Origin of the sequence: Kitasatospora sp. NPDC101235, assembly GCF_044767505.1 — a bacterium.
Lineage (GTDB): Bacteria > Actinomycetota > Actinomycetes > Streptomycetales > Streptomycetaceae > Kitasatospora.
In genome coordinates, this window is sequence record NZ_JBIWNZ010000006.1 from 299,483 (window position 1) to 324,238 (window position 24,756).

Below are 24,756 nucleotides of genomic sequence, written 5' to 3' on the forward strand. Positions count from 1 at the left end.
AACGGCTACCGGCGCCGGCGCCGGCGCAGACTCCGACGCAGACAGGTGGCCCACGCGAGCGTGAGGCCGGCCAGCAGGCCGCCTTCCGCCGTACGGAGCACCGACCCGACGGAGGAGTCCGCCGGCACCATCCCGTTCAGCACGAACACCGCGACCACGACCAGCACGAGGCCCAGCGTGGCCGGCCCGGCGCCGACGGCGCCTCCCCGTCGGCCTGCTCGGGCCCCCCGGTTCTCACGGGTCTCGCGGGTCATGGTCGCCTCCCCGGCGGGTGCACGATCCTTCGACATCACGAGCCCACACGGTACGGCACGGCTTCCACCGTCGGAGCCCCGGTCCCCGCCGACGCCCCCGGCCCGCTCCCGGGCGCTACGCCCCCGGCAGCCCCGGCACCACCAGCCCGCTCTCGTACGCGATCACCACCGCGTGGGTCCGGTTCTGCGCGCCGAGCTTGCTCAGCACGTTCCCGACGTGCGTCTTGACCGTCTCCTGGCTCACCGCGAGCGCCTGCGCGATCTCCGGGTTGGACAGCCCGGTGGCCATCAGCCGCAGCACGCCCTCCTCCCGTCCGGTCAGGCCCGCCCGGGGCAGTGCCTCGGCCGAGTCCAGCGGCCGGGCCGCGACCATCCGGCGCAATGCGGCAGGGAACAGCACCGCCTCCCCGGCCGCCACCACCCGCACCGCCTCGGCGATCTGCGGGACGGGCAGCCGCTTCAGCACGAAGCCGCTGGCACCGGCGCTCAGCGCGGCGGTGACGTAGCCGTCGTTCTCGAAGGTCGTGATCACCACGACCTTGGGCGGGTCGGCCTGCCCCTCAGCAGTTCGCGGGTCGCCTCGATGCCGTTGCGGCGCGGCATCCGCACGTCCATCAGCACCACGTCCGGCCGCAACAACCGGACCTGCTCGACCACCTCGACGCCGTCGGCGGCCCGCCCGACCACCGCGAGGCCCGGCTGGGCGCCCAGCAGGGTGCTCAGCCCGCTGCGGGTGACGGGGTCGTCGTCGGCGATCAGGACGGTGACGTCGGGCGGCGCGCCCGGGGCGGGGTCGGACGCGCCCGCGCCGGGCCCGCTCACGCCGACCACCGCACCGGCAGCCGGACCGCCAGCCGCCACTGCCCCTCGCCGTACGGGCCGGCCTCGAACTCGCCGTGCAGCAGCCGCACCCGCTCGGCCAGGCCGGGCAGGCCGTGGCCGGAGGTCGGGAAGCCGCTCGAACCCGGCGCGCCTGCACCCGCCACCCCGTTGACCACGCTCAGCTCCAGCGCCTGCGGCCCCGCCGTCACCCGCAGCTCGATCGGCCCGCCCGAGCCGTGCCGCAGGGCGTTGGTCAGCCCCTCCTGGACGATCCGGTAGGCGGCCCGGGAGAGCGTGCCCTGCACCTGCGCCAGGTCCCCGGTGGTCCGCGGCTCCACGATCGCGCCCGCGTGCCGCAGCCGGTCGATCAGCTCGGGCAGGTCGGTGAGGGTGCGGGTCGGCGCGGTGCCCGACTGCTCCTCGCGCAGCGCGCCCAGCACGTAGTCGAGGTCCTCCAGCGCGGCCCGGGTCGACTCCTCGATGCTGCGCATGGCGGCCCGCGCCGCCACCGGATCGGCGGTCAGCACCTCGCCGGCGACGGCCGCCTGGATGGTGGCGGCGGTCAGGGTGTGCCCGATGGAGTCGTGCAACTCGTGCGCCAGCCGGTTGCGTTCGGCCAGCAGCCGTTCCCGCTCGGCGGCCATCGCGAGCCGCTCGGCCGGCGAGGGGCCGAGCAGCCGGGGTGCCAGCCACCGCAGAGTGCCCGACACTCCCGCGAACAGCACCGCCGCGAGGGCCAGGCTGAGCGCCGCCAGCACCCAGGTCCAGACGCCCGTCACCTCCGCGCCCCAGCCGAAGAGGCTCACCCGGGCGGTGCCCTCCGCCCACCGCCCCGGCAGCGCCACCCCCGTCACGACGAGCGCGCTGCCGCCGATCAGCACCGTCCACCCCAGCGCCACGTGCACCACCACGAAGGCCGGCGTCCGCCACCGCTCGCCCGCGGCCCCCTTCACCGGGGCGGGCACGGCGACGCCCAGCAGCCGCCGCGCCCCTGCCGCCAGCACCCGGCGCACCACCTGGGGCAGCCCGGCCACCCCGAGCAGCACCGCCCACAGCGGCAGCGCCACCCAGACCGCGTCCGGCCTCCCCGACACCCCCAGCGTCATCCCGAGCGCCACCATCGCCACCGGCAGCCCCGCCAGGGCGCCGAGCACGGCGAACAGCACGCCCGTATACGTCGACCTGCGCAGCAGCAACCGCATTCCCTTGATCATGTTCGCAAGTATCGCCGGGCAGGCTGAGCCCGGTCCTCCCTCGATCGAGGGAGGATCTCCGGCACCCCCGGCGACCCGTCGGCGGCACGTCGGGGGCCGCCGCGAACTCGGCCGGATCGCGACCACCCGTTCGCGTGAATACGAGTCGAAGCCGCCGCCAGGTCGCCGGAGTTCCAGACCATCGCATTAATGACGATCAATCAAAAGCTCTTCCGACAAGGCATGTTGGCGACCGCCTCCACCGTCGCGGCTCTGGCCGCGACGGCCTCCCAGGCCGCACCCGTCCAGCGGGACGACGGCCCGCACCGCTACAAGGTTTCCACCCGGACTACCGGGGCCTGGGCGCTGCCCGCCGGCCTGGCCTCCTTCACCGTGCACGCCCGGGGTCCCGGCGGCGCGACCGGCCAGAACGGCCGGCCCGGCGACGACGGCACCAGCGGCGGCGACGGCCCGGCGGTCGCCGCCCGGTAGCGCTCCGGCCGCCACCCCGCAGACCGACCGAAAGGGGCACGATTCCGGCCGATTCGGCGATCGCCCTGCCGATGGACGGGCAATGGAGAGGACTTGGCCGGGTTCGGGGACCCTGCTGACCAATCACACGGACGCCTCGGCGCACCTGGACCTCACCAAGAGCCCGATATCGAGCGGGGCGGTACTCAGCGGCCCCGAGTCCGGCGTCGCCCGGCTCCGGCATCCCCGGGCTCCACCGGCTCCTGCGCGCGGCCGGCCAGTGACCCTCGCGGCCCGGTGAGCCCGGTGGCCGGCCGGTTCTCGGACCGGCCGGCCGTCCGCCGTCGCCGGGCCGGCGCCTGCTCCGCCCGAACGACCTCGCAAGATGATCACCCGATCGGCCATTTCCGCAGGTCGCAGCGGGATGTCTGACGATCCGTGAGGTCTGTTCGGATTGCGGCATCGCTTGCGAGGGGTGGCGGCCCGTGGCTGTCTGGTTCCGGCGGGGCCGACCGGCGCCACCACTTGCGACCTCGAACTCCACGGAGGAAACCATCATGCGTGCTGTCAAGCGTGTCCTGGCCGTCGGCGCTCTCACCGCCCCGCTCGTGATCGGCTGCGCCGGGCTGGCCTCGGCCCAGGAGGGCCTGGACGCGAACTTCGGCAAGGGCCAGTTCGTCGCCAACCAGAACGGCGCCGGCGTCGCGGACACGAACTCCGTCGTCAACGCCGACGGAACTCAGCACACCAACTTCTGGGTCTGGGCCGACGACAGCGGCGTCTCCGGCGCGTTCGCCGGCTCGGGCGCCACCTGGCAGAACGGCTGACGAACCCCACTCCACCGGAGGTGTCAGGCCCCCGCCGACGCAGGGACGGGGCGGCGCGCTGAGATCCGGTTCTCCACAGGAGGGAACGGCCGGTCGACCACGTGGTCGACCGGCCGTTCCCAGTCCTCGCGATCAGGTCAGGACGACGAGTCGGTCAGGCCGGTGGGGACCTGCCAGTCCCGGCGGCGGCCCTTGTTGGTCAGCAGCAGCCCCTCCTTGAAGACCAGCAGCCCCAGCTGGCTCGCCAGCTTCGCGGCCGGCGGCAGGGTGTCGCCCGCCTTGCCGTACCCGAAGCTCGGCACGGCGGCGGCGCTCAGCCCCAGCTGGGTGATGCTGTCCGCCGGGGGCACCTTGACGACGTCGGCGGACTTGTCGCCGATCAGGTGCCGGATCAGCGTGGGGCCCGCTCCCGGCGGGACCGGCAGCACCTCCCGGATGAAGTCCAGGACGCCCTTCGTCAGCACCGTGCCGGCTTCCGAGGGGCGCTGCTGGCGGCGGATGATGACGTCCTTCAGAGCCGAACCATCGCCGAACTTGGCCGGGTTGAGCTGCTCCTGGACACCCAGGACGTGGCCGACCACCCGCCAGATGTGGAAGTAGGCGTCACGGTCCCCGGTCGTCAGCTCGACGCCCAGCTCGGCGAGGCCGAGCGGGATGAGCACCGAGAAGCTCATCAGCGTGCCGGCCAGGTCCTCCTGGTTGACCAACTCGAACGAGGGGCGTCAGCCGCGTGGTGAAGTCGGGATCCCGGCTCTGGCCCGGCGGCGCCAGCGACGCGATGCCCGCCGTGTGACCCTGCGCCTGGCGACGTACGACGACGGGTCGGCTGAGCCGGATGGCGGACATACGAGCGGTGCGAAGGCGGAAGGGAGGCGAACCTGGTCCCGAACGTACCTCCCGAGAGCCACGACCAGGAGCTGAGACGAGCGATGGCCACCACGACGGGCGAGACGAGGGCCGACACGTCACGGCCGGCGAGTCTCCAGCTGCCGGGCATCGTCCTCGGCGTGGGCATGGGCGGATTCGTCGACGGCATCGTGCTGCACCAGCTGCTGCAGTGGCACCACATGCTCTCCAGCACCAACCACGACCGCATCGGCGTGAAGTACTACGACCCCCACACCGTCTCCGGCCTGGAGATGAACACCCTGTGGGACGGCGTTTTCCACACCGTCTGCTGGCTTGCGGTCCTCGTCGGACTGGCCGTCCTGTATGCGCGGGTCACCCACAACCGGCTGCGGGTGTGGACCTCCCGAGTGCTGTGGGGCTGGATGCTCGTCGGCTGGGGCCTGTTCAACCTCGTCGAAGGCGTCCTGGACCACCACATCCTCGGCATCCACCACGTCTACGAGGGAGCCGGCCAGGTCTGGTGGGACCTCGGCTTCCTCCTCCTGGGCGCCCTGCTGGTCGCCGGCGGCTACCTGCTCCAGCGCAGCGGCCAGCCCTTCGACCCCAACGCACCCACCGCCCGCCCCGCAGCCCGTCGAGCCTGATGGCCCACGACATGCCCGCACCCGGGCACGACGCCGGCGGCAGCCTCGCGCAGACGCTGCTGCCCGCACTCGTCCTGCTCGCCGCCTCCATCGCCTACCTGCTGCTCGCCCGCCGGGCACGACGCCGCAACCCCGCCCTGGGCTGGAGCCGATGGCGCACCCGATGGTTCCTGACCGGCACCGCCCTGCTCGGCGCCGCCCTGCTGCCACCCGTGGCCCCCTTCGCACACCACGACTTCCGCGGCCACATCGCCCAGCACATGCTCATCGGCATGTACGCCCCAGTCGCGCTCGTCCTCGCCGCCCCCACCACCCTCCTGCTGCGCACCCTGCCCGCGGCCCGCGGGCGGCAGCTGACCGCGCTGCTGCACAGCCCGCCTGCTCGGGTGATCGCCCACCCCGCGACCGCGCTCGCGCTGTCCGCCGGCAGCCTCGCCGTGCTCTACTTCACCCCCCTGTACAACGCGACCACGAGCAGCCCGGCCGCGCACTGGCTTCTCCACGCGCACTTCCTGCTCTCCGGGTGCCTGTTCGCCTACGTCATCGCCGGCCCCGACCCCGCCCCCGCACGGCCCGGTGAGCGCGCGCGGCTGGTCTACCTCGGTGCCGCGGTGGCCGTGCACGCGGTGGTCTCCCAGCTGATGTACGGCGGCTTCTGGGTCGACATCCACGCACCCGTCGACCAGGTCCAGACAGGCGCGGAGATCATGTACTACGGCGGCGACATCGCCGAACTGCTACTGGCCCTCGCCCTCGTCGCTGCCTGGCGCCCGGACCGCCGACGCGCACCGGCCACTTCGTACGACTTCGCCCCGTCGAGTTGTCGCTCGACGGGGCGAAGCAGCCGGGTCCCCTGAATTCACCGGCAGCGTCCGGGCTCGTGAGGGGCCACCAGCGTCTGCGAACGACAAAACGGCCGGTCGATCCGAGGATCGACCGGCCGTTCTCTGTGCGCGAGGGGGGAGTTGAACCCCCACGCCCTTTCGGGCACTGGAACCTGAATCCAGCGCGTCTGCCTATTCCGCCACCCGCGCATCTGGGTGATGAGGAAAACTATAGACCATCCGGAGGGGTGCCTCTGACCACCCCCGGGCGAACGGGCGGGAGACCGCCCCGTGCAGGGGCGAGGGGCGGCCGGGGCACCGGTTGGTGCCCCACCCCTTTGGGCTGGCGAGAAGCGGGTCAGCCCTCGATCGGGAAGTCGCCGGCGCGGACGGCGGTGACGAAGGCGCCCCACGCGGAGTCGGCGAAGACGAGCGCCGGACCGTGCGGGTCCTTGGAGTCACGCACCGGAACGAGGCCGGGGAATCCGGGGGCCACCTCGATGCAGTCCCCGCCGTCGTCCCCGCTGTAGCTGCTCTTCCGCCAGGCGGCTGCGGCGAGCTCGTTGCTCATCATCTCTGTAACCCTCCAGCGCATCGGCGATCAGCCGAAGCGAGTCAGCCTCTGACAGGCATTCGGCACGGAGCTGATCATAGCGACGCTGGTGCCTGGCCACGGTGTCGGAAGCATCACTCAGGTGACCTCGGTCGAGGCTCTCCGAGTAGACCCAGCGCTCTCCGTCCGGCAGCTCCAGCAACACCATCGCCGTCTTGACGAACGTCCGCCGGTTCGAGAACGGCGCCACGTGAATGATGACGTTTGGGAGCTGCGCCACCCGCAGCAGGTGCTCCATCTGACTTCTCATCACACTCGGCCCACCCACCGCCGTACGGATGGCACTCTCATCGAGAATGACGAGCAACAACGGCCCGTCGGGCACAAGAAAACGGCTCTGCCGACTGAGTCGGGCGCGGATCCGCTCCTCGATCTGCTCCGGGCTAAGGACCGCAGCACCGTTGGCGAAGAGCGCATGCGCATACTGCCAGCACTGCAACAGGCCGTGAATCAGGCTGTCCTGGTACACCCGCAGGCCGACCGAGACGGCCTCCAGCTCCGCGCGCTCCTGGAACCAATCCGGGTGCTCGACCTCCGCATCCCAGTCGACCCGACCGTACAGCCGCATCAGCAGGTCGTCAGCGTTCAACAGCCGCCCGATTTCCTCGACTTCCTCGATCGACGGCTTCCGCTTGCCACTCTCGGTTCGCGAGATCACCGTCCGGTCGAGGTGCAGGAGCTTGCCCATCTCCTCCTGCGTCCAGCCCATCTGCTCGCGCGCGTACCGGATCTCCTCGCCGAACATCCTCGCGGAGCTCACCGTGGCCGCTCGCCTGTTCTTCCCCTGTGCCATCACTGCCCCCAGCCGTGCCCTGCGTGCCCAACACGCGGTTTTGGCGCCACCGTACCTCTGCAACCTCGATCATTGACACCGAACGCAGTTATTTACATGCGCAGCGTAATTACGTGCGCCCCTCGCGCTCCCCATTCCGCCCCCTCCGAGGTCCCCCCATGCTCACTGCCCGCCGCCCCCGCACGTTCGTCGCGCGCCTCGACTCGCGGACCGAATCCACGCCCCTGGCCCGGTACTTGCTCCGCGCCTACCTCGCCGGCCTCCCCACCGGCGAGGCCTACCGCGACACCGCCGAGTTGCTCCTCGGCGAGCTGTTCGCCAACGCCGTCCAGCACTGCGACGCCCCCGCCGACCGCCACATCGAGATCCGCTTCGCCCTCACCGGCGACCGTCTGCGCCTCGAAGTCCACGACGCCGGCACCGGCCAGCCCTCCCTCCACACCCCGGCCTCCGACGACGAGCACGGCCGCGGCCTGCTCCTCGTCAACGAACTCGCCGAGCGCTGGGGCTGCGCCTCCCGGCCCGGCGGCATCGGCAAGTTCGTCTGGTCCCTCGTCGCCCCCGCCCCTGTCACCGTCACCGCCTGAGAGCCCGAACCCCTCATGCACCTCGCCACCCTGGCCCGCCACGCCCTCTCCCGCGGCACCACCCCCGCCGCCACCTACGCCCTCCTCGCCCGCCGCACCCGCAAGCCCCTGCCCTCCGCCCGCGCCGTCTGCCTCGCCCTCACCATCCCCCTCGCCGAGACCACCCGCCGCCTCGACGACTGCTACGACGTCCTCCTCGCCAACCCCCGCCCGGGCTCCGAGACCGACACCGGCGAACTCCTCGAAGCCCTCGGCGTCTTCGACATCCCCAAGTCCCTCACCCCCACCGAACTCGCCGTCGTCGAGCTCTTCCTGGTCGCGATCGACGCCATGGGCGGCATCCGCGCCGGCCACCAGCACGGCCTGAGCCGCTGGTTCACCACCGGCAACCTCACCGCCGCCTACCTCTCCCTCGCCGCCGCCCACCCGCTCCCCCGCACCGGCGACCCCGCCCGCTACTGGCCCGCCCTCGTCACCGCCGGCGAACTCCTCACCACCACCCCCAACCCCGACACCCGCATCAAACTCGCCCTCACCCACTGCCGCACCCGAGCGGCGAAGGGCCTTTTCGGGTAGTGCGGTGATCATTCGCTGAGTACTGTGAGCCATCGAACAGTTGGGCAGCTGTCGGCTGCCCTCGTGACTCCGCGCTCGGCCGCGAGGTGGTTCGCGGCATCGGAGCGGGCGACGCGCGTGCCGCCGACGCCGCGGAGGGCAGAAAGTGAGCAGACAGATGCAACCGACGTTCGTCCTGGTTCACGGAGCTTTCGCGAACTCCTTCTCCTTCGCGCCGCTCCAAGCCGAACTCGGCCTCCTCGGACACCGATCCGTCGCCGTCGACCTTCCGGGGCACGGGTTCGCGGCAACGTACCCGCAGGCCTACCAGGCGCCGCAGGACCTCGAAGGGCTCGCCACCGCGCCCGGGGCCATCAAGGGCGTCACGCTCGCCGACAACGTCGCGCACCTCATCGGGATACTGGAGCGGGCCAAGCGGAACGGGCCCGTCGTCCTCGTCTCCCACAGCCGCGGCGGCCTGACGGCCACCGTCGCGGCCAACCAGCGGCCCGACCTGATCGACCGCATCGTCTACGTCTCCGCCTGGTGCCCCGTCGACCTCCCCGTCGGCGCCTACTACGCCGAGCCGGAGATGGCCACGGTCGACGCCGCGGGACTGGCCTCGGCGATGGCCGGGAACCCCGCCGAGCTCGGGCTGCTGCGCGTCAACTTCCGCACCGCCGACCCCGGCGTCCTCACGGCCTTCAAGGCCGCTTTCCTCGCCGACGGGACGGACGAGGAGTTCATGGTGTTCCTCAACACCTTCCAGCCCGACGAGAACCTCGACGCCGGCACCCCCGACGACCGGGCACAGGCCGACACCTGGGGGCGCATCCCCAAGACGTACGTCCGGCTGACCGAGGACACCAGCGTGCCGCTCGCCATGCAGGACCGGATGATCCGCGAGGGCGACGCGCTGACGCCGGAGAACCCCTACGACGTCCGCTCGCTCCCCGGCAGCCACCTGAAGTGGCTGGTCGACCCGGCACCGGCCGCCCGGGTCCTGGGCGAACTCGCCGCGCTCCTGCCCGCCGAAGCCTGACCGGACCGTAACGGCTCCCGCGCCGAGGCAGCCGCACCCTGGCCTGAACCGGACTGGGTACGGCCACCTCGGCCCAGGGCCCGCACAGGACGTCGACCCAGCCGACTTCCTGCGCACCTGTCATCGGGCAGGCCGTCTCTTGCCGAATCGAGCTCGGCTACCAGCCCCGTCGCCCGACGTCATGGAGGCGGGCCGTGCTATTACCGGATCGAGTGACCTTCCAACGGATCACCTTGCGTGATCAAAAGCCAACCCGGTGTGCTGGCCATGCGAGGCCGACAGCCGATCCCTGGCGAGGAGTCACATCATGAAGACACCGGTCAACACCGACATCACGGTCCGGGAGAAGTCCGCCTGGATCCGCTGGCTGCCGAACGCCCTGCCGGCCGTCGGCTACATCGGCCTGAAGAACTCCTCGGACGAACGCCTCGACATCACCAGGATCACCAGCCCCGACTACCGGAGCATCACGATCTGCCGGACCGTCACCGGCGTCGAGGCCTCGAAGACGGTCAGGCACGACGGGGTCACCCTCTCCGCCAAGGGCGGGTTCGCCTTCACGCCGGGCAGCTACCACCTCGTACTGGAGAAGCCGACCCGCCTGATCACCCCCGGCGACAACGCCCGGATCGTCTTCTTCCTCGGCGACGGCAAGGTCTTCAAGGTCAGGGTTCCCGTCCGCACCTCCCCCGAGCCGCACTGACCCGCGCCCGCGCCGCCATCAGGAGACCCGGACATGACCACGTACCACCTCGACCTCGGCGACAACCGGACCGAAGCGCTCGCGGCCGTCACCAAGCTCACCCTCATCGACATCGAGCTCGACATCGACGCCTGCCTCGCCGGCAACTACGGGACCCCCGTGCCGCTGTGGGGCAACGTGGTCCTCACCCGCGGCGACATCCGCGACGAGGCCACCACCGAGTGGGTCGAGGACGTCGAGAACACCAACACCCGCCAGGACGTCATCCTCGTCGCCGGCGACCCCGCCGACCCCGCGGCCCCCCGCGTCCGACTCGTCGGCGCCTGGGCCAGCGCCACCTACCACCTGGACGAGGACGACGACCCCGACGCCTTCGCCGTCAGCTTCGCCGACATCACCGTCGAGAAGTAACCGCCGCACGCCCGCCCGTACCCGGCCGCAGTCCTTCTCTTCGGCCCTGCGCTCGCCCGGCCGACGGGTCCGCGCCCGCTCCCGGCGATCACGGGCGAAGCCGGTCGAGCCGTCCGGGCCTGACGCGGGACCGGCCGTCAGAGCCGGTCGTCCGACGACACGGCGCGGTCCTCCGTCCGGCCGCGCAGCGCCCGCCGGGCCTCCTCGGCCGACGGGGTGTCGCCGCCGAGCCGGGCCACCTCGGCCAGCGCCGCGCGGTGGGCCACCTCGTGGGCCCGGGCCGGGTCCGTCTCGGTGTCCGGGATCACGCCGGTGCCCTCCCAGTTGCCGCCCGACACCGGGTTGATCGAGCGGGCGGTCGGGATGGTGGCCTCCAGGTGGGGGTGGAGCGTGAAGCCCCGGCGGGGGTTGGCGCCGCCGCCGGACACCTCGCCGATCACCACGGCACGGCCGCGCTGCTGGAGGTCGTACGCGAGCTCCTCGCCGCCCGAGAAGGTGGCCTTGCTGATCAGCACGTAGAGCGGCTTGCTGCCGCCGAACCGCGGGCCGGGCACCAGCGCGGGGCTCCAGAACTGCTGCTCGGCGTCCTCCTCGCGGTCGTAGAGGGTGTTGAGGTGCGTCGGGTCGTCGAAGAGGTGGCCGCAGATGTGGGCGGTCGTGTACGGGTGGCCGCCGACGCACTCGCGCAGGTCCAGGATCAGTGCCTCGGCCCGCGCGACCAGGGTGAGCGCGGCGTTCAGCGACTCGCCGGTCATGTCGAGCGGGAAGATGATCGGTGCGAGCTTCAGCAGGGCGACGCCACCCTCCAGGCGCTCGATCCGGGGTATGCCGCCGAGCGAGAGGTCGGCGGCCCGCGCCAGCTCGGCGAGGACGGCGCCGTCCTCCTTCTCCGCCGGGATCGCGTGCGGGTGGAACTTCAGCCGCAGGTGGCCGTCCCCGTTGACCGACTGGAGGTCCGCGGTGACCAGTCGGCCGAGCGTCTCCGGGTCCCCGGCCCGGTGGTAGCGGCCCTGGGACAGCGCGTCGCCGAGGACCCCGGCGATCCGCTCGCCGATCTCGGGGAAGACGTAGAGCCCGGTCGTGAGCCGGCTCAACTCGGTGACGATCTCGGTGATCTCGGCCGACTGGAGCTGCGTCATGTGCTGTCCCCCGCTGGTGACTGTCGATCAGGTGGGGGACGAGTAGAGCACGCGGCTTGCGAAAGCGTCAAGAAAGTTGGACGCTTTACGCATGGAGGACCAGACCCAGGAGCAGGAACTCACCATCGAGAGCCCGCAGCAGTACAAGGCGCTCTCCCACCCGCTGCGCCAACGGCTGCTGCTGGCACTCGGCGGGCAGCCCACCACGGTCGGCCGGCTGGCGGCGGCGCTGGACAGCAGCAAGGGCACGGTGGCGCACCATCTCAAGGTGCTGCAGGACGCCGGCGTCGTCCGCATCGTGGAGACCCGGAAGGTGCGCGGCGGCAGCGAGCACCTCTACCAGCGCACCGCCCGGCGGATCACGGTGGCCGGACAGGACGCCGGACCGACCACCGCCCTGCTCGGGGCGGTGGCGGAGGAGTGCGTCAAGGCCCCGCAGGAGCCACTGCTGGTACTGCGGCACCTCCGACTGACCGCCGACCAGGCCGCGCGCCTCGGCGCCACCCTCCAGGCCCTGGTGAACGAGGCCGCCGAGGCCCCGGAGGGCGAGCCGGTGCACGGCGTGCTGGTGGCGCTCTACGAACAGGCCACCGGGCGCGATTGACCGCCCGGGCCCGGCCGGGGCACGTGCCGCAGGACCGAGGCCACCGCGCAGGAAGTCGGCCCCGCCGACTTCCTGCGCAACACCCCTGCCCGAAGCGCCGCCTACAGCGCCGCCCGGTACGCCTCCAGCCGCTCGGCCAGCTCCTTCGGGTGGCCCAGCATGGGGCAGTGGTCGCCCGGCATCTCGTCCGGCCGGAAACCGAGCCGCTCCTCGACGTGCCGCCGCAGGAACGCGGCCGGGAAGAACCGGTCGTCGGAGGACATCAGGAACCTGGTCGGCACCTGCGGCCAGGCGGCCGACGGCCACGGCTTCCCGAACGGAGCCGGTGACTGCTGCCGCTGGTGCTCCGCGATGAACTCCTCCGCCAGTGCGGCCGGAGTGTCGTGCACGACCAGGGAGCGCACGTCCTCCTCCGCACCCTCCGCCACGCCCCGGGCGGCGTCGGCTTGCCTCCGGTCCGCCCAGTAGCCGGTGTTCTCCCACCACGCGCCCGGCGACTCCCCGGGGGCCGGCACCTGGGCCTGGAGCATGACCAGCAGGTCCACCGGCAGCCGCCCGCACACCAGCGGGCCCGTGAAACCGCCGAACGAGTGGGCGACGACCACGAGTTGGCCCGTCCGCTCGCCGATCGCCGCCACCACCGCGTCCGCGTACTCGGCGAGGCCGGCCGACTCGTCCTCGCACGGCAGGTCCGGCGCGACCACCTCATGGCCCCGCTCCCGCAACTCGGCCGCCAGCGGCCCCCAGTACCAGGCGTCGACGGCCGCGGCATGGATCAGAACGTACGTCGCCATGATCAGTCCCCCTCAGGAATCGGTCACTCCCCGCACCGGGCCCGAGCCTACCGGCCGATCCGCGCCCGAACCTCCGGGCGGCACCCGCATACTCATCCCAATGACCATCCGTGAACGGCCCGTTGGGGGAAGTCCTTGTTCCACGACACCCGCCCGCGCAGCATCCGCATACCGACCCACCGCGAGACCGCCGAGGAATGGGGCGAGCAGATCGCCGTCCTCCGCGCCGCTCCGCCCGGGTGGTCCTTCCTGCTCGGGCGACTGTCCTCCGACGGCTACCTCTGCCACCTGGACCTCAACTACCACCTGGACGGCGAGCTCGTCGCCGTCGTCCAGACCTCGCGGCCCGTTCCGGCCGGCCACCGGGTGGGCTCCCTCACCACCCCGCAGTCCCAGCTCTCCACCTTCCTGGCCAATTCGGACCGCCTCGATCCCCGCACCCACCTGGCCCCGCTCGACGGCCCGCCCACCCCGGGCGAGGTGCTGCTCCACGGCGTCCCCACCCCCGTCGAGGTCCACCACAGCCACGGCTGCCGCAGCGCCCTGATCCCCCGGCTCCCCTCCCAGCAGGGCTACGTCATCGTCACCGCCACCGCCGCACACTGGGCCACCGCCACCGACCTCGCGCTCCGGCCCCCTGCGGCGTTCTGAGCGCCCCCGCGCGATTCACTCGAACGGGGCGGCGCAGGGGGCGCTCCGATCTGACTCATCGTCACGAATGCGCCGACGGAGGAGTGTTCACGCCAATCATGCACAGGGAATCCCCGGCGCGGCGGCGAGGCCGGGGTTAGCCTGTGGCCATGGTTGCAAACTACAAGGAAGAAGTAGCCATGTCCGACGCGGAGTTCGTCAGCGGTCCCGCCCTGATCCTCCGGTCCCTCGCCTCCCACCCCTCCCGGCCGGCCATCACCTCCGCCGACGGCGTCGAGCTCACCGCCGGCGACTTCGCCGCCACCACCTACCGCCTCGCCCACGAGCTGATCGCCCGGGGCGTCACCGTCGGCAGCACCGTGACCCTGCTGACCGGCAACACCCCCGAGGCCCTGAGCGCCCGGTACGCCGCGGGCCTCGCGGGCGCCCGGGTGGTGAACCTGTACGACGGCATGAGCACCCCGATCCTCGCCGAGATCACGGCGAGCGTCGACACCACCGCGCTGCTCGTGGACGCCGAACGCTACGCCGCCGCAGCCGAGTTGCTGCCGCTGATCGACGTGCCCACCGTCCTCACCCTCGGCCCCGGGCCCGGCGGCGATCCCGACGCCGTCGGCGCGGACGTGATCGCCGCCTCCGCCCACCACCCCGCCGAACCGCCGGCCGTCCGGATCGGCCCCGACGACGACCTCGGCATCCGCCACACCGGCGGGACCACCGGCATCCCGAAGGGCATCCTCAGCCTGCACGGGCCCTACCGCCGCGTGTTCGACGCCCCGATCGGCAGCGATCCCGCCGAGGGCACACCCCGACTCCTCGCCGCCACCCCGCTCGCCCACCTCGCGGGCATCCTGTGCGACCTGACGCTCCACCACGGTGGCGCGGTGATCCTCCAGCGCTCCTTCGAGCCCGGCGCGGTGCTCGCCGCCATCGAGCGCGAACGCATCACCGACCTCTGGCTGCTGCCGCCACTGCTCTACCAGCTGCTCGACCACCCGGCGATCGGCCGCACCGACCTGTCCAGCCTGCGGCAGATCGCGTACGGGGGCTGCGCCGCCTCGCCGACCCGGATCCGTGAGGCGCTCAAGGTGTTCGGGCCGGTCCTGACGGGCGCCTACGGGATGTCGGAGGCGCAGATGATCTCCGTACTCACCCCGCAGGAGCACGACCGGATCGGCCCGGGCAGCACCCAGGTGCCGGTCGGCCGGCCCGCCCCGGGCGTCGAGGTGGCGATCCGCTCGTCCGACGGCACCGACCTGCCGGCCGGCGAGCAGGGCGAGATCCACCTGCGCTCCGACACCGTCATGGCCGGGTACTGGAAGCGGCCCGACCTCACCGCCGCGGTGCTGCGGGACGGCTGGCTGGACACCGGCGACGTCGGCTACTTCGACGAGGACGGCTACCTCTACCTCTCCGACCGGGTCAAGGACCTGATCATCGTGGTCGGCGGGCACGTCTACCCGTCCGAGGTGGAGGACCTCCTGCTCACCCACCCGGCGGTCGCCCGCTGCGCCGTCTTCGGGGTGCGCGACGACCAGGAGGCGGAGCACGTCCACGTCGCCGTCGTCCCCGCCCCGGGACAGCGGCCGGAGCTGGACGAACTCCGCGCCTTCGTCACCGGACGCAAGGGGCGGATCTACGCCCCCGAGGCGCTGCACCTCGTGGCCGAGATCCCGCTGACGCCCGTCGGCAAGCCGGACAGGAAGCGCCTGCGCGAGGTCGCCGCGGGCTGAGGGCACCGGGGGTGACGGCGCCGAGGTTCCGCACCTTGCCTCCCGACTTCACCCCAAGGTGGGGTTTGGCTCAACGAACCACGGCCCCCGTGCCGAGAAGCCAACGGGGTGGCGGCGCTGAGGGCCGCCACCCCGCCCCGCCCCTCACAGCGTCGCCAGGAACTCCCCGACCACGCGCGCCAGTTCGTCGGCGGCGGTGACCGGCAGCAGCTGCCCCCTTTCCCCCAGGCGGCCCCGCGGCCACCGCGGACCGGCTCCCCCGAGTCGCATGTGCCCTGCGGATGGCGCGGCGGTCGACGCTCAGCCCTCCTCCCGGCCCCGGAAGGCCCGGCGGTACTCCCTCGGTGCGACGCCGACCCGGTCCACGAAGACCGGCCGCAGCGAGACCGCCGAGGCGAAGCCGCAGTGGGTGGCGACGGTGTCGACGGGCAGGTCGGTCTCCTCCAGGAGGCGCTGGGCGGTGAGGATGCGCTGGTCGAGGAGCCAGCGCATCGGGGTGGTGCCGGTGGTGGCGGTGAAGTGGCGGGCGAAGGTGCGTTCGGACATCAGGGCGGCGGCGGCCATCCGGCGCACCGTCCAGGGGGTGTCGAGGGAGGCCAGGACCTCCGCACGCAGCCGGGCGAGCCGGTCGTCGTCGGCGGCGGCGTCCGGGACCGGGGAGGGGATGAACTGGGCCTGGCCGCCCGCCCGGAAGGGGGCGGTGACCATGGCCCGGGCGATGGTGGCGGCGGCCTGCTGGCCGTGGGCGGTGCGGACGAGGTGGAGGCACAGGTCGATGCCCGCCGCGACGCCGGCCGAAGTCCACAGGCCCTCGCCGCCGGTGAAGAGCACCTCGGGCCGGACCGTCACCGCCGGGAAGCGGCGGGCGAGTTCGGGGACGAGCGCCCAGTGGGTGGTGGCCTCGCGGCCGTCCAGCAGGCCGGCCTCGGCGAGGACGAAGGCGCCCGCGCAGAGCGAGGCGATCGGGACGCCGGCGACGGCGACGGCCCGCAGGGCCTCCAGGATCTCCGGGCTCCGCCGGGCGGCCGGGTCCTCGACGCCCGGCACCACCACCAGGTCGCACGCGGCCAGCGCCGCCGGCCCGTCGTCGGGAACCCGCTCCAGCCCGCCGCCCAGCCGCACCCGGGCGCCCTCCGGCCCGCAGACCCGCAGGTCGAAGGCGGGCAGGCCGAACCGGGCGGACCGGTCCGTCCACACCTCGGCGATCACGGCGTAGTCGAAGGCCCGGACACCGTCGAAGATCAGGCAACCCACCGTACGCATGGCAGAAATCTATCGAGGGGTGGCATTTGCGCCCATCACGACTTCCCGGTGACGCCGACCACCATGGACGGTATGACGAACACCGATGCCTTCGACGCCCCGCTCACCCTCGACCCCGACGCCGTCCTGCTGCTCATCGACGTCCAGAAGGGCTTCGAGGCCCCGGACTTCGGCCCCCGCGACAACCCGCAGGCCGAGCAGCGGATGGCCGAGCTGATCGCCGTCTGGCAGGCCACCGGCCGTCCGATCGTCACCGTGCAGCACTCCGCCCCGGTCGGCCTGCTGGCCGAGGGCACCCCGGGGTACGAGCTCAAGGACTTCGTCGCCGGGCTCACCCCCGCGCTGCACGTCACCAAGACCGTCAACAGCGCCTTCTACGGCACCCCCGACCTGCACGCCTGGCTCCAGGAGCGCGGCGCCCGGCAGGTGGTGGTCACCGGGATCATCACCAACGTGTGCAACGAGACCACCGCCCGGATGGCCGGCAACCTCGGCTACGACGCGATCTTCCCCACCGACGCCATGCACTCCTTCGACATGACCGGCCCCGACGGCACCACCATCCCCGCCGCCGAACTCGCCCGCGCCACGGCGACGACCCTGCACGCGATGCGCTTCGCCAAGGTGGTGACGACCAAGGACGTCACCACGGCCGCTACGGCCTGAACAGCGGCTCGTAGGCGGTTCCCTCCTCGGCGTTGAGCAGCACGTACGAGGCCCCGAGGCCCAGCGCGAGCTCCCGCAGCCGCGCCAGGGCCTCGGCGGCGGAGGGGACGTCGAGCCCGAGCGCGGCGGCCGCCGCGTCCCGCTCGGCGTGGAGCCCGGGCTCGTCCTCCAGGTACTCCTCGGCCGCCTCCGCGCTCTCCTCGACCGTCAGCCGCGGGCAGTCCCGCCACCACGGCACGGCCAGCAGCAGCCGGACCAGCTCCGGTACCCCGACGGCCAGCAGGGCCGCGCCGCCCTCGGAGTCGGCGTACAGCACCGGCCGCTCCTCGCCCCCCTCCCCGCAGAGGAAGAAGGTGCCGCCCGCGCCGTCCTTGGCCACCGGCTCCAGGGCCGCGCCCGAGGCGAGCACCACCTCCTCCCCGTGCTCGTGGACGTCGAGGGAGAAGTCGCCCGGCCAGGCCAGGAAGTCGGCGGCGGCGGGCTCGGCGCGGATCGCATCGAGAAGGGACATGGCGGCCACCTTACGGACCGCCGCGGACAGTCCTCAGGCCGCCGGCCGCTGCGCCGGGTGCGCCTCCCGGGCCCGCGCCACGCCGTCGGCGGCCGGCACGGGGGTTCCTCGTCGTGATCGTCCCCGATTCGTCCCGGGAAGGGAGTTGATCTCCCCGCCGCAGCCGTTGTTGGGTGGCTCCTGCTGCCCTGCCCCCGGCGACGAAGGAATGTGACACGTGGACGAGACGGTGGACGGGAAATCCGCCCGGGTCGTGTTCTTCGAGGAGCACCGCCCGCACCTGCGCGCGGTCGCGTACCGGATGCTCGGCTCGATCAGCGAGGCCGAGGACGCCCTCCAGGAGGCCTGGCTCCGCTACGACCGCACCGACACCTCCGAGGTGGCCAACCTCGGAGGCTGGCTGACCACGGCGGTCTCGCGGGTCTGCCTGAACCTGCTGCGCACCCGCGCCCAGCGCCGCGAGGAGCCGCTGGAGCCCGCCGGGCCGGGCGGCGAGCCGGGCCCGCCGCGCATCCCGGACCCGCTGCTGCGGCGCGAGGGCGTGGTGGACCCGGAGCAGGAGGTGATGCTCGCGGACTCGGTCGGGCTGGCGCTGATGGTGGTGATGGAGTCGCTGGCGCCGGCCGAGCGGGTCGCCTTCGTGCTGCACGACCTGTTCGCGGTGCCGTTCGAGGAGATCGCCCCGCTGATCGAGAAGACCGCCGCCGCCACCCGCCAGCTGGCCAGCCGGGCCCGCCGCAAGGTGCAGGGGCAGGCGCCCGCGCCCGACCCCGACCTCGGCCGGCAGCGGGTGGCCGTGGACGCGTTCTTCGCCGCCGCCCGCAACGGCGACCTGGACGCGCTGGTCGCCGTGCTCGACCCGGACGTGGTGCTGCGCTCGGACGGCGGCACGGCGCTGGCCCGGCACACGGTGGTGCTCTCGGGCGCCGACACGGTGGCCGGCCAGGCCGTCCTGTGGGGCACGCTGTCGCCGTTCGCCCGCCCGGCGCTGGTCAACGGGACCGCTGGCGCGGTGGTCATCGGCGACAACGGCCGGGCGCTGTCGATCATGGCGTTCACCGTGGTGGACGGCGCGATCGTCGCGATCGACGTGCTCACCGACCCGGAGCGGCTGGCGGCCCTGGACCTCGCGGACTTCCGGGACGCGTAGGGCGCCCGGGAGCGGGGACGGAACGGGGTGGGAGGGCCGCGGCTCCCCCACCCCGTTCCACGCCCGGCATCATCGGCGCCGTCAGCGCCCGACCGCGCCGTCCAGCTGCTCGCGGATGATGTCCGCGTGCCCGGCGTGCCGCCCGGTCTCCTCGATCATGTGGACCAGCACCCACCGCAGCGACGGCCCCTCGGTGACGTCCGGCCGCAGCGAGCGCACGCCCGGCCGGTCGAGGTCCGGGGCGGCCGCGGCCACCGCGTTGGACCGCTCGATGGCCTCCCGGTAGGCGGCGACCTCCGCGGCCACGGTCGCGCCGTCCAGCGGCACCTCGTCCGACTCGCTCGGCTCCTCGCCCACGCCCCGGTAGGCCCAGGTGAACCAGTTGTCCTCGACCACGGCGAGGTGCCGCACCAGCCACAGCAGGCTCGTGCCGGAGGCGACGCCGGGGCGCCGGGCGTCCTGGTCGGAGATCCCGTCGAGCTTGGCGATCACCGCCGCGCGCAGGTAGTCGAGGAAGGCCAGCAGGGTGGACGGCTCGTCCGCGTTCATGCTCGGCGGACGGACGTCGGAGAGCTTGGTCGGCTCGGTGTTCTTCTCGGTCACCGCGTCACCCTAGCCAGCGCTCCGGCACCCTGAGAAGGCGTCACCAGCCCTGTGCGGCCACCCAGTCCGCGAGGTGCCGGGCGCACTCGTCCACCGACTCCTTCCAGGTGTGCCCCGCGCCGTCCCCGGCCTCGTCGCTGACGTGCTTGACCAGCCGCACCGGCACCCCGGCCCGGTGCGCGACGGTGGCGACGGCGTAACCCTCCATGTCCACCAGGTCGGCGTGCTCGGCGAGCCGGTCGCGGGCGGCCTCCTCAGAGACGAAGAGGTCGCCGGTGGCCAGCACCGGGCCGTCGCCCTTGCCGATCACCAGCGGGGCGCCGTACTCCCGCCCGGTGAGCGCGTGCAGGGCCGCGGTGTCCAGGTCGTGCTGGATCACCTGGACCACGTGGTGGGTGCCCTCCCAGCCGGGGCGCAGCGCGCCGGCCGTGCCCAGGTTGATCACCTCGGAGGGCTTCTCGCCCTGCGCGAGGACGGTGGCCAGCGCGACGGCGGCGTTGACCTTCCCGATCCCGGTGAGCAGCACGGGCAGGCGGTCGTCCAGGTGGGCGGCCTCCTCGCGCACGGCGACGACGAGCAGCGGGCGGTCGGGCGAGATCGTTCCAAGCAGGCGCATACCTCCATCGTACGGAGCGAGGGGGCGCCGCACCCGGGATTGCGCGCCCGTAAACGGACCCCTGCGCTCCGCCCGGTCGGGGGAACCGCGTAGGGTGCGGCCCGCGTCGGACGGTTCGCCACCTCTCGGGAGGAGCTGCACGAACGGCAGGAGCGGTACGGGCCGTACCAACGGCACGGACAGCACCAGCCGTACCAGCGGCACGAGCCGTCCCGGGGAGCGTGCACGACATGCTCAAGATCGGCGCAAGTCGGGTGTGGCCGGGGGGAGTCACGGCCATACTGCTGCCATCGGTCGGGCCCCGGGGACGGGCCCGGCCCCAGGGGAGGATGAGGCGGGTGGCAACACCAGTAGGCAACGGCGCGTCCGGCGCCGCGTTCCCGGCACGGCCGAACCAGCCGCCGGGGACGCCGGGCGCACCGATCGCGACAGCCGCGCCGGCGACGACGGCCGGGACGGGGAGCCCGGCCGTCGTCGGAGCGGCCCCGCTCGCGAAGCCCGGCGGCACTCCCCCGGCGCCCAGGCCCGGCGGGGCGCCCGCGAAGCGCCCCCCGACGGCCGTCGCCACCGGCGTGCGCGCCCGGCTCGCGCAGGCCACCCGCACGCCGCCCGGCCGGCTCCGGCTGGCCGGAGTGGTCCTCGCGGTGCTCACCGTGGCCTTCGGCGGGCTCACCGCCTGGCAGTTGGAGACCAGGGCGCAGGCCGCCGACCGGGTGGTCTCGTACAGCCAGCCGCTCAGCCGGGACGCCGCCGAGATCCACCGCAGCCTGGCCGACGCCGCCACCACCGCGGCAAGCGGCTTCCTGCTGGCCGGCGCCGAGCCCGACGAGGTCCGCAGCCGCTACGAGCAGGACATCGCCACCGCCGCCAAGCTGATCGCCCAGGCCGCCGCGCGGACCACGGCGACCTCCCCCGCACAGGGCTCGCTCGCCCGGCTGAACCAGCAACTCCCGGCGTACGCCGGGCTGGTGGAGACCGCGCGGGCCGACAACCGACAGGGCATACCGCTCGGCGGCGCCTACCTGCGGTACGCCTCCGAGCAGATGCAGACCGTCCTACTGCCGGCCGCCGCCGAACTGGCCGCCGCCGAGAACCGGGAGCTGGCCGACGACTACGCCGCCGCCCAGGCGGTGCCGTGGGGGGCGTACGGCCTGGCGCTGGTCGCCCTGGCCGCGCTGGCCTGGGTGCAGCTGACGCTGTTCCGCCGCACCAACCGGGTGTTCAACATCGGGCTGCTGGGCGCCACCGCCGCCGTCCTGGCCGGCGCCCTGTGGCTGACCGTCGCCGGGCTGACCACCCGTTCCGCGCTCGAACAGAGCGCCCGCGAGGGCGCGACCCCGCTCCGGGCGCTCAACTCCGCCCGGGTGGACGTGCTGACCGCCCGGCTGGCGGAGAACCTGCACTTCGTCGCCCGCGGCTCGACCACCCGGTACGCCGACCAGTGGACGAAGGCCACCGAGCACCTGGCGGGAGCCAAGGACCGGCCCGGCGGCTCGCTGTCGGAGGCCGTCCGGCTGGCGCCGGCCGCCGCCGGGCCGAGCCTCCAGGACGCCTCGAAGCAGTTCGACCAGTGGCGCCGGCGGCACGACGCCGCCCGGGAGCTGGAGGTCGGCAACGCCGACTACCAGGGCGCGCTGGAGGCCACCGTGACGGCCACGGGCGGCGCGGACACCGCCGACGCCTTCTTCAACGCCACCGACAAGGCGCTCGCGCAGGCCGCCGACATCGAACAGAACCGCTTCAAGCGGGCCGCCGAGGGCACCGGCGGGGACCTGCGCACCGCCGCCGTCGCCGCCGCGCTGCTCGGCCTGGTGGCCGCGGCCGCCGCGCTGCGTGGCCTGGGCCGGCGGCTGGCCGAGTACCGGTAACGGGCAGAGGGGGAGACCGACCGATGCGCACCAGAGGTTTCAGGAGAAGGACCAGGCCCGCCGCCGCGCTGGCCCTGCTGGCGGCCGGCGCGGCCGTGCTCGCCGGGGGCGGCCCGGTCGGCGCCGCACCCGCGGCCACGACCGCCGCGCCCCTGGCCGTACAGCAGGAGCAGCAGGAGCAGGCCGACGGCTGCGACGTGTACAAGAGCGTGCCGCCGAGCACCGAGGACGGCCCGGCCGTGAAGGCCATCAAGGCCAAGCGCAGCCTGGTGATCGGGGTGGACCAGAACAGCTACCGCTGGGGTGCCCGCAACCCGAACACCGGTCAGATCGAGGGCTTCGACATCGACCTCGCCCGGGCGATCGGCGCGGCCGTCATGGGCGACCCGGAGAAGGTGGTGCTCAAGCCGGTGGCCACGGCCGACCGGATCGACGCCATCAAGAAGGGCCGGGTCGACCTGATCGTCCGCACCATGACGATCAACTGCAAGCGGCTGGAGGACGTCGCCTTCTCCAAGCCGTACTTCAACATCAGCCAGCGCGTCCTGGTGCCGAAGTCGTCGCCGGCGAAGAACATCGACGACGCGATCAAGGACAGGGCGGTCTGCGCCGCCGACGGCTCCACCGCGCTGAACGTGGTCAACGGGATGAAGACGGCCCGGCAGGTCGTCACGGTGGAGAACCAGCTGGACTGCCTGGTCCTGATGCAGCTCGGCAAGGTCGACGCCACCATGACCGACAACGGTCTGGCGGCCGGTCAGGCCGCGCAGGACCAGACCGTGCGGATCGTGGACGGCGAGGCCCAGCCGGAGGTGGTCGGCGTCGCCATGCTGAAGGACGGCACCGATCTGACCGCCCGCGTCAACCAGGTGCTCGCCGACTACTACGCGCGCGGCGACTGGGCCCGTTCGTACGACCACTGGCTCAAGCCGTACATGCTCAACGAGGCCGACCGCTACTGGCCGGGCACGCACTGAGCCGGTCCGGGGGGCGACGGGGAGGACGGCGCGGGAGAGGTGGCGCACGGTCCGTCACCGGGGCGTTGACGGCGCCTTGACGCCCCGCGCCCGCTCGGCCCGAACGGCCACCGGTTAGGGTTCGGGACGATCACCACGGGGAGACCGGTGGTGGACACGGGGGTTGTCGTGGGACCGCACGTCAGGCACGTCGGGATCGCACGCGAGGAAGGAAGGACACCGCGGTGGCGGCATCGGCTGGCCCGGTACTGAGCCGGGAGGAGGTGGACCGCGCGCTCGCCCGCCTCGGCGCGGAGCGGGACGCGGTCGAGTCGGCGCTGCTCGCCCTCCAGGACCACCCGGGCCTGCGGCTGCTGGACGGCGCCGAGCTGTCCGGGCGCACCCTGGAGCGCTGGTCCGTCGCCGGCCGGGGCCTGCCGCTGCTCTGGGCGCTGTTCGACCGCTACTCCGAGGCGCTGGCCTCGGCGCGTGCCGTCCGGGCCCGCAAGGCCAAGCCCGGCGCGCCCGAACTCGCCGAGCTGAGCGAACTGCTGACCGGCGACGCGGTGACCGTCCCGGGCGGCGCGGTGCCGGACGGCCCGCAGCTGCTCGGCGCGCCCGCCAAGCTGGTCGAGCGGATCAGCCTGGACGCCCTGATGGCCCGGATGAACTCCTGGTACGCCACCGTGCTGGAGGTGGTCAGCGCCGCCGACGCGGTCTGGTCGGCCCTGCCGGCCCGGATCGACCTGCTGCTGGCCGAGCTCCGGCGGGTGCGCACCCTGGCCGCCTCGCTCGGCGTGCGCACCGGCAACCACCCGCTGGGCGACGACCTGGCCAGGATCGAGAAGGACCTCACCGAGCTGCGCGCCGAGGTGCACGGGGACCCGCTGGCGCTGTGGCGCCCGGCCCGGGTGCCCGCCCAGCGCGGCACGGTCCCGGAGGGCTCGGCCTTCGCCGGCCCGGCCGGGGTGGTGGACACCGAGCGGTTCGACCGGGCCGGGCGGGCGCTGGACGGCGTCCGGCTGGAGCTGGAGGACCTGCTGCGGCTGCGCGACGAGGCCGAGGAACGCCTCCAGGGCGTCGGCGACCTGCTCCAGCGGGCCGACGCCACCCTGGCCGAGGCCCGTCGGGCGCGCGGCGAGGTGCTGGCGAAGATAGCGTCCAGCGACGTCCCGGCGGTGCCCGGACCGGCCTCGGCGCTGCGCGAGCGGATCGTCGCGGCGCTGGACCTGCGCCAGGCCGGGCAGTGGGGCCGGCTGGCGCCGCTGCTGGACGCGTTGGAGGACGCCGCCGCCAAGGAGCTGGGCCGGGCCCGGCAGTCGCTCACCGAGGTGACCCAGCCGCTGGCCGTCCGGGCCGAGCTGCGCGGCCGGCTGGACGCCTACAAGGCGATGGCGGCCCGGCTGCGGGTCTCCGAGGACCCGGAAGTGATCGAGCGGTACGAGAAGGCGCGCTGGCTGCTGTGGAGCGCGCCCTGCGACCTGCGGGCGGCGGCCGCCGCGGTGGCCCGGTTCCAGCAGTCGCTGCGGCCGGCCCACACCGAGGCCGAGGCCGGGCAGGATCAGGAGGGGGTCGGCCGGCCACCGGTCGACGGACAGGTCCAGGGGGGCTGAG

The 24,756-nt window shown here is 73.4% G+C and carries 28 protein-coding genes, 1 tRNA gene and 1 pseudogene; 17 read left to right on the forward strand and 13 right to left on the reverse strand.

Features of this window, described 5'->3' with window-relative positions; genetic code table 11:
* Positions 1-5 precede the first annotated feature (5 nt).
* The 3 genes and pseudogenes from ACIRRH_RS13395 to ACIRRH_RS13405 all read right to left on the reverse strand — a co-directional run bounded on the left by ACIRRH_RS13395 (position 6) and on the right by ACIRRH_RS13405 (position 2,290).
* Positions 6-254 (reverse strand): hypothetical protein, encoded by a 249-nt coding sequence (locus ACIRRH_RS13395; RefSeq protein ID WP_403066140.1) that lies wholly within the window; start codon positions 252-254, stop codon positions 6-8.
* A 115-nt stretch (positions 255-369) separates the two neighbouring features.
* Positions 370-1,076 (reverse strand): annotated as a pseudogene (locus ACIRRH_RS13400) (response regulator).
* Positions 1,073-2,290 (reverse strand): histidine kinase, encoded by a 1,218-nt coding sequence (locus ACIRRH_RS13405; RefSeq protein ID WP_403066142.1) that lies wholly within the window; start codon positions 2,288-2,290, stop codon positions 1,073-1,075. The pseudogene ACIRRH_RS13400 and the gene ACIRRH_RS13405 overlap by 4 nt, the downstream one beginning before the upstream one ends.
* Positions 2,291-2,479: 189 nt before the next feature.
* Between ACIRRH_RS13405 and ACIRRH_RS13410 the strand changes: the two genes are divergently transcribed.
* Both ACIRRH_RS13410 and ACIRRH_RS13415 read left to right on the forward strand, forming a co-directional pair.
* Positions 2,480-2,761, forward strand: coding sequence for a hypothetical protein (locus tag ACIRRH_RS13410; protein WP_403066144.1), 282 nt, complete (start codon positions 2,480-2,482; stop codon positions 2,759-2,761).
* 536 nt (positions 2,762-3,297) lie between these two features.
* A complete protein-coding gene (locus tag ACIRRH_RS13415; RefSeq protein WP_403066146.1) occupies positions 3,298-3,567 on the forward strand; it encodes a hypothetical protein in 270 nt (89 codons plus the stop codon).
* 137 nt (positions 3,568-3,704) lie between these two features.
* Here the strand turns inward: ACIRRH_RS13415 and ACIRRH_RS13420 are convergent, their stop codons facing one another.
* Positions 3,705-4,274 carry an oxygenase MpaB family protein gene (locus ACIRRH_RS13420; protein WP_403066148.1) on the reverse strand — a complete coding sequence of 190 codons (570 nt, stop codon included), beginning with the start codon at positions 4,272-4,274 and terminating at the stop codon, positions 3,705-3,707.
* Between the two features lie 222 nt (positions 4,275-4,496).
* Here ACIRRH_RS13420 and ACIRRH_RS13425 point away from each other — a divergent pair, with 222 nt between their 5' ends.
* Positions 4,497-5,060, forward strand: coding sequence for a DUF2243 domain-containing protein (locus ACIRRH_RS13425; RefSeq protein ID WP_403066150.1), 564 nt, complete (start codon positions 4,497-4,499; stop codon positions 5,058-5,060).
* A gap of 11 nt (positions 5,061-5,071) precedes the next feature.
* Positions 5,072-5,917 carry a cytochrome c oxidase assembly protein gene (locus ACIRRH_RS13430; RefSeq protein WP_403066152.1) on the forward strand — a complete coding sequence of 282 codons (846 nt, stop codon included), beginning with the start codon at positions 5,072-5,074 and terminating at the stop codon, positions 5,915-5,917.
* Between the two features lie 93 nt (positions 5,918-6,010).
* On the opposite strand, the gene ACIRRH_RS13435 is transcribed toward ACIRRH_RS13430, so the two are convergent.
* The 3 genes from ACIRRH_RS13435 to ACIRRH_RS13445 all read right to left on the reverse strand — a co-directional run bounded on the left by ACIRRH_RS13435 (position 6,011) and on the right by ACIRRH_RS13445 (position 7,242).
* Positions 6,011-6,094: transfer RNA gene (locus ACIRRH_RS13435), tRNA-Leu, on the reverse strand.
* A gap of 148 nt (positions 6,095-6,242) precedes the next feature.
* Complete coding sequence (locus ACIRRH_RS13440; RefSeq protein WP_403066154.1) at positions 6,243-6,380, reverse strand: DUF397 domain-containing protein; 138 nt, start codon at positions 6,378-6,380, stop codon at positions 6,243-6,245.
* The gene (locus ACIRRH_RS13445; RefSeq protein ID WP_403066156.1) at positions 6,343-7,242 is read right to left on the reverse strand and encodes a Scr1 family TA system antitoxin-like transcriptional regulator; all 900 of its coding nucleotides are present in this window, start codon (positions 7,240-7,242) and stop codon (positions 6,343-6,345) included. Before ACIRRH_RS13445 ends, ACIRRH_RS13440 begins: the two co-directional genes overlap by 38 nt.
* A gap of 206 nt (positions 7,243-7,448) precedes the next feature.
* Here ACIRRH_RS13445 and ACIRRH_RS13450 point away from each other — a divergent pair, with 206 nt between their 5' ends.
* The 5 genes from ACIRRH_RS13450 (at position 7,449) to ACIRRH_RS13470 (ending at position 10,588) form a co-directional block, all read left to right on the forward strand.
* A complete protein-coding gene (locus ACIRRH_RS13450; RefSeq protein WP_403066158.1) occupies positions 7,449-7,877 on the forward strand; it encodes an ATP-binding protein in 429 nt (142 codons plus the stop codon).
* 15 nt (positions 7,878-7,892) lie between these two features.
* Positions 7,893-8,453 carry a hypothetical protein gene (locus ACIRRH_RS13455; RefSeq protein WP_403066160.1) on the forward strand — a complete coding sequence of 187 codons (561 nt, stop codon included), beginning with the start codon at positions 7,893-7,895 and terminating at the stop codon, positions 8,451-8,453.
* Between the two features lie 157 nt (positions 8,454-8,610).
* Positions 8,611-9,474: an alpha/beta fold hydrolase gene (locus tag ACIRRH_RS13460; protein ID WP_403066162.1), complete on the forward strand. Its 864-nt coding sequence runs from the start codon at positions 8,611-8,613 to the stop codon at positions 9,472-9,474.
* Between the two features lie 307 nt (positions 9,475-9,781).
* Positions 9,782-10,177 (forward strand): copper chaperone PCu(A)C, encoded by a 396-nt coding sequence (locus tag ACIRRH_RS13465; RefSeq protein ID WP_403066164.1) that lies wholly within the window; start codon positions 9,782-9,784, stop codon positions 10,175-10,177.
* Between the two features lie 33 nt (positions 10,178-10,210).
* On the forward strand, positions 10,211-10,588 hold the full coding sequence (locus ACIRRH_RS13470; RefSeq protein ID WP_403066166.1) for a hypothetical protein: 378 nt from the start codon (positions 10,211-10,213) through the stop codon (positions 10,586-10,588).
* A 137-nt stretch (positions 10,589-10,725) separates the two neighbouring features.
* On the opposite strand, the gene ACIRRH_RS13475 is transcribed toward ACIRRH_RS13470, so the two are convergent.
* Complete coding sequence (locus tag ACIRRH_RS13475) at positions 10,726-11,727, reverse strand: S41 family peptidase (RefSeq protein ID WP_403066168.1); 1,002 nt, start codon at positions 11,725-11,727, stop codon at positions 10,726-10,728.
* Positions 11,728-11,818: 91 nt separating this feature from the next.
* On the opposite strand from ACIRRH_RS13475, the gene ACIRRH_RS13480 reads away from it, so the two are divergent.
* Positions 11,819-12,331, forward strand: coding sequence for an ArsR/SmtB family transcription factor (locus ACIRRH_RS13480; RefSeq protein ID WP_403066170.1), 513 nt, complete (start codon positions 11,819-11,821; stop codon positions 12,329-12,331).
* A gap of 101 nt (positions 12,332-12,432) precedes the next feature.
* Here ACIRRH_RS13480 and ACIRRH_RS13485 read toward each other — a convergent pair whose 3' ends face one another.
* On the reverse strand, positions 12,433-13,125 hold the full coding sequence (locus ACIRRH_RS13485) for an alpha/beta fold hydrolase (RefSeq protein ID WP_403066172.1): 693 nt from the start codon (positions 13,123-13,125) through the stop codon (positions 12,433-12,435).
* A 135-nt stretch (positions 13,126-13,260) separates the two neighbouring features.
* Here ACIRRH_RS13485 and ACIRRH_RS13490 point away from each other — a divergent pair, with 135 nt between their 5' ends.
* Together ACIRRH_RS13490 and ACIRRH_RS13495 are read left to right on the forward strand one after the other, a co-directional pair.
* The gene (locus ACIRRH_RS13490) at positions 13,261-13,776 is read left to right on the forward strand and encodes a hypothetical protein (protein WP_403066174.1); all 516 of its coding nucleotides are present in this window, start codon (positions 13,261-13,263) and stop codon (positions 13,774-13,776) included.
* Between the two features lie 179 nt (positions 13,777-13,955).
* Positions 13,956-15,509, forward strand: coding sequence for an AMP-binding protein (locus ACIRRH_RS13495; protein WP_403066176.1), 1,554 nt, complete (start codon positions 13,956-13,958; stop codon positions 15,507-15,509).
* A gap of 300 nt (positions 15,510-15,809) precedes the next feature.
* Here ACIRRH_RS13495 and ACIRRH_RS13500 read toward each other — a convergent pair whose 3' ends face one another.
* A complete protein-coding gene (locus ACIRRH_RS13500) occupies positions 15,810-16,772 on the reverse strand; it encodes a GlxA family transcriptional regulator (RefSeq protein WP_403066178.1) in 963 nt (320 codons plus the stop codon).
* Positions 16,773-16,844: 72 nt separating this feature from the next.
* Between ACIRRH_RS13500 and ACIRRH_RS13505 the strand changes: the two genes are divergently transcribed.
* Positions 16,845-17,438, forward strand: coding sequence for a cysteine hydrolase family protein (locus ACIRRH_RS13505; RefSeq protein ID WP_403066180.1), 594 nt, complete (start codon positions 16,845-16,847; stop codon positions 17,436-17,438).
* Here ACIRRH_RS13505 and ACIRRH_RS13510 read toward each other — a convergent pair.
* Positions 17,428-17,949, reverse strand: coding sequence for a hypothetical protein (locus tag ACIRRH_RS13510; RefSeq protein WP_403066182.1), 522 nt, complete (start codon positions 17,947-17,949; stop codon positions 17,428-17,430). The two genes, ACIRRH_RS13505 and ACIRRH_RS13510, sit on opposite strands and share 11 nt — an antisense overlap.
* Before the next feature lie 217 nt (positions 17,950-18,166).
* On the opposite strand from ACIRRH_RS13510, the gene ACIRRH_RS13515 reads away from it, so the two are divergent.
* Positions 18,167-19,099, forward strand: coding sequence for a sigma-70 family RNA polymerase sigma factor (locus ACIRRH_RS13515; RefSeq protein ID WP_403066184.1), 933 nt, complete (start codon positions 18,167-18,169; stop codon positions 19,097-19,099).
* 81 nt (positions 19,100-19,180) lie between these two features.
* Here the strand turns inward: ACIRRH_RS13515 and ACIRRH_RS13520 are convergent, their stop codons facing one another.
* Positions 19,181-19,702: a DinB family protein gene (locus ACIRRH_RS13520; RefSeq protein WP_403066186.1), complete on the reverse strand. Its 522-nt coding sequence runs from the start codon at positions 19,700-19,702 to the stop codon at positions 19,181-19,183.
* A gap of 40 nt (positions 19,703-19,742) precedes the next feature.
* The gene (locus ACIRRH_RS13525; protein WP_380769848.1) at positions 19,743-20,318 is read right to left on the reverse strand and encodes a nucleosidase; all 576 of its coding nucleotides are present in this window, start codon (positions 20,316-20,318) and stop codon (positions 19,743-19,745) included.
* Between the two features lie 338 nt (positions 20,319-20,656).
* Between ACIRRH_RS13525 and ACIRRH_RS13530 the strand changes: the two genes are divergently transcribed.
* The 3 genes from ACIRRH_RS13530 (at position 20,657) to ACIRRH_RS13540 (ending at position 24,755) form a co-directional block, all read left to right on the forward strand.
* A complete protein-coding gene (locus ACIRRH_RS13530) occupies positions 20,657-22,186 on the forward strand; it encodes a hypothetical protein (RefSeq protein WP_403066188.1) in 1,530 nt (509 codons plus the stop codon).
* Between the two features lie 23 nt (positions 22,187-22,209).
* Positions 22,210-23,163, forward strand: coding sequence for a glutamate ABC transporter substrate-binding protein (locus ACIRRH_RS13535; protein WP_403066190.1), 954 nt, complete (start codon positions 22,210-22,212; stop codon positions 23,161-23,163).
* 224 nt (positions 23,164-23,387) lie between these two features.
* Positions 23,388-24,755, forward strand: a complete 1,368-nt coding sequence (locus ACIRRH_RS13540; protein WP_403066192.1) for a hypothetical protein — start codon at positions 23,388-23,390, stop codon at positions 24,753-24,755.
* The last annotated feature ends 1 nt before the right edge of the window (position 24,756 follow it).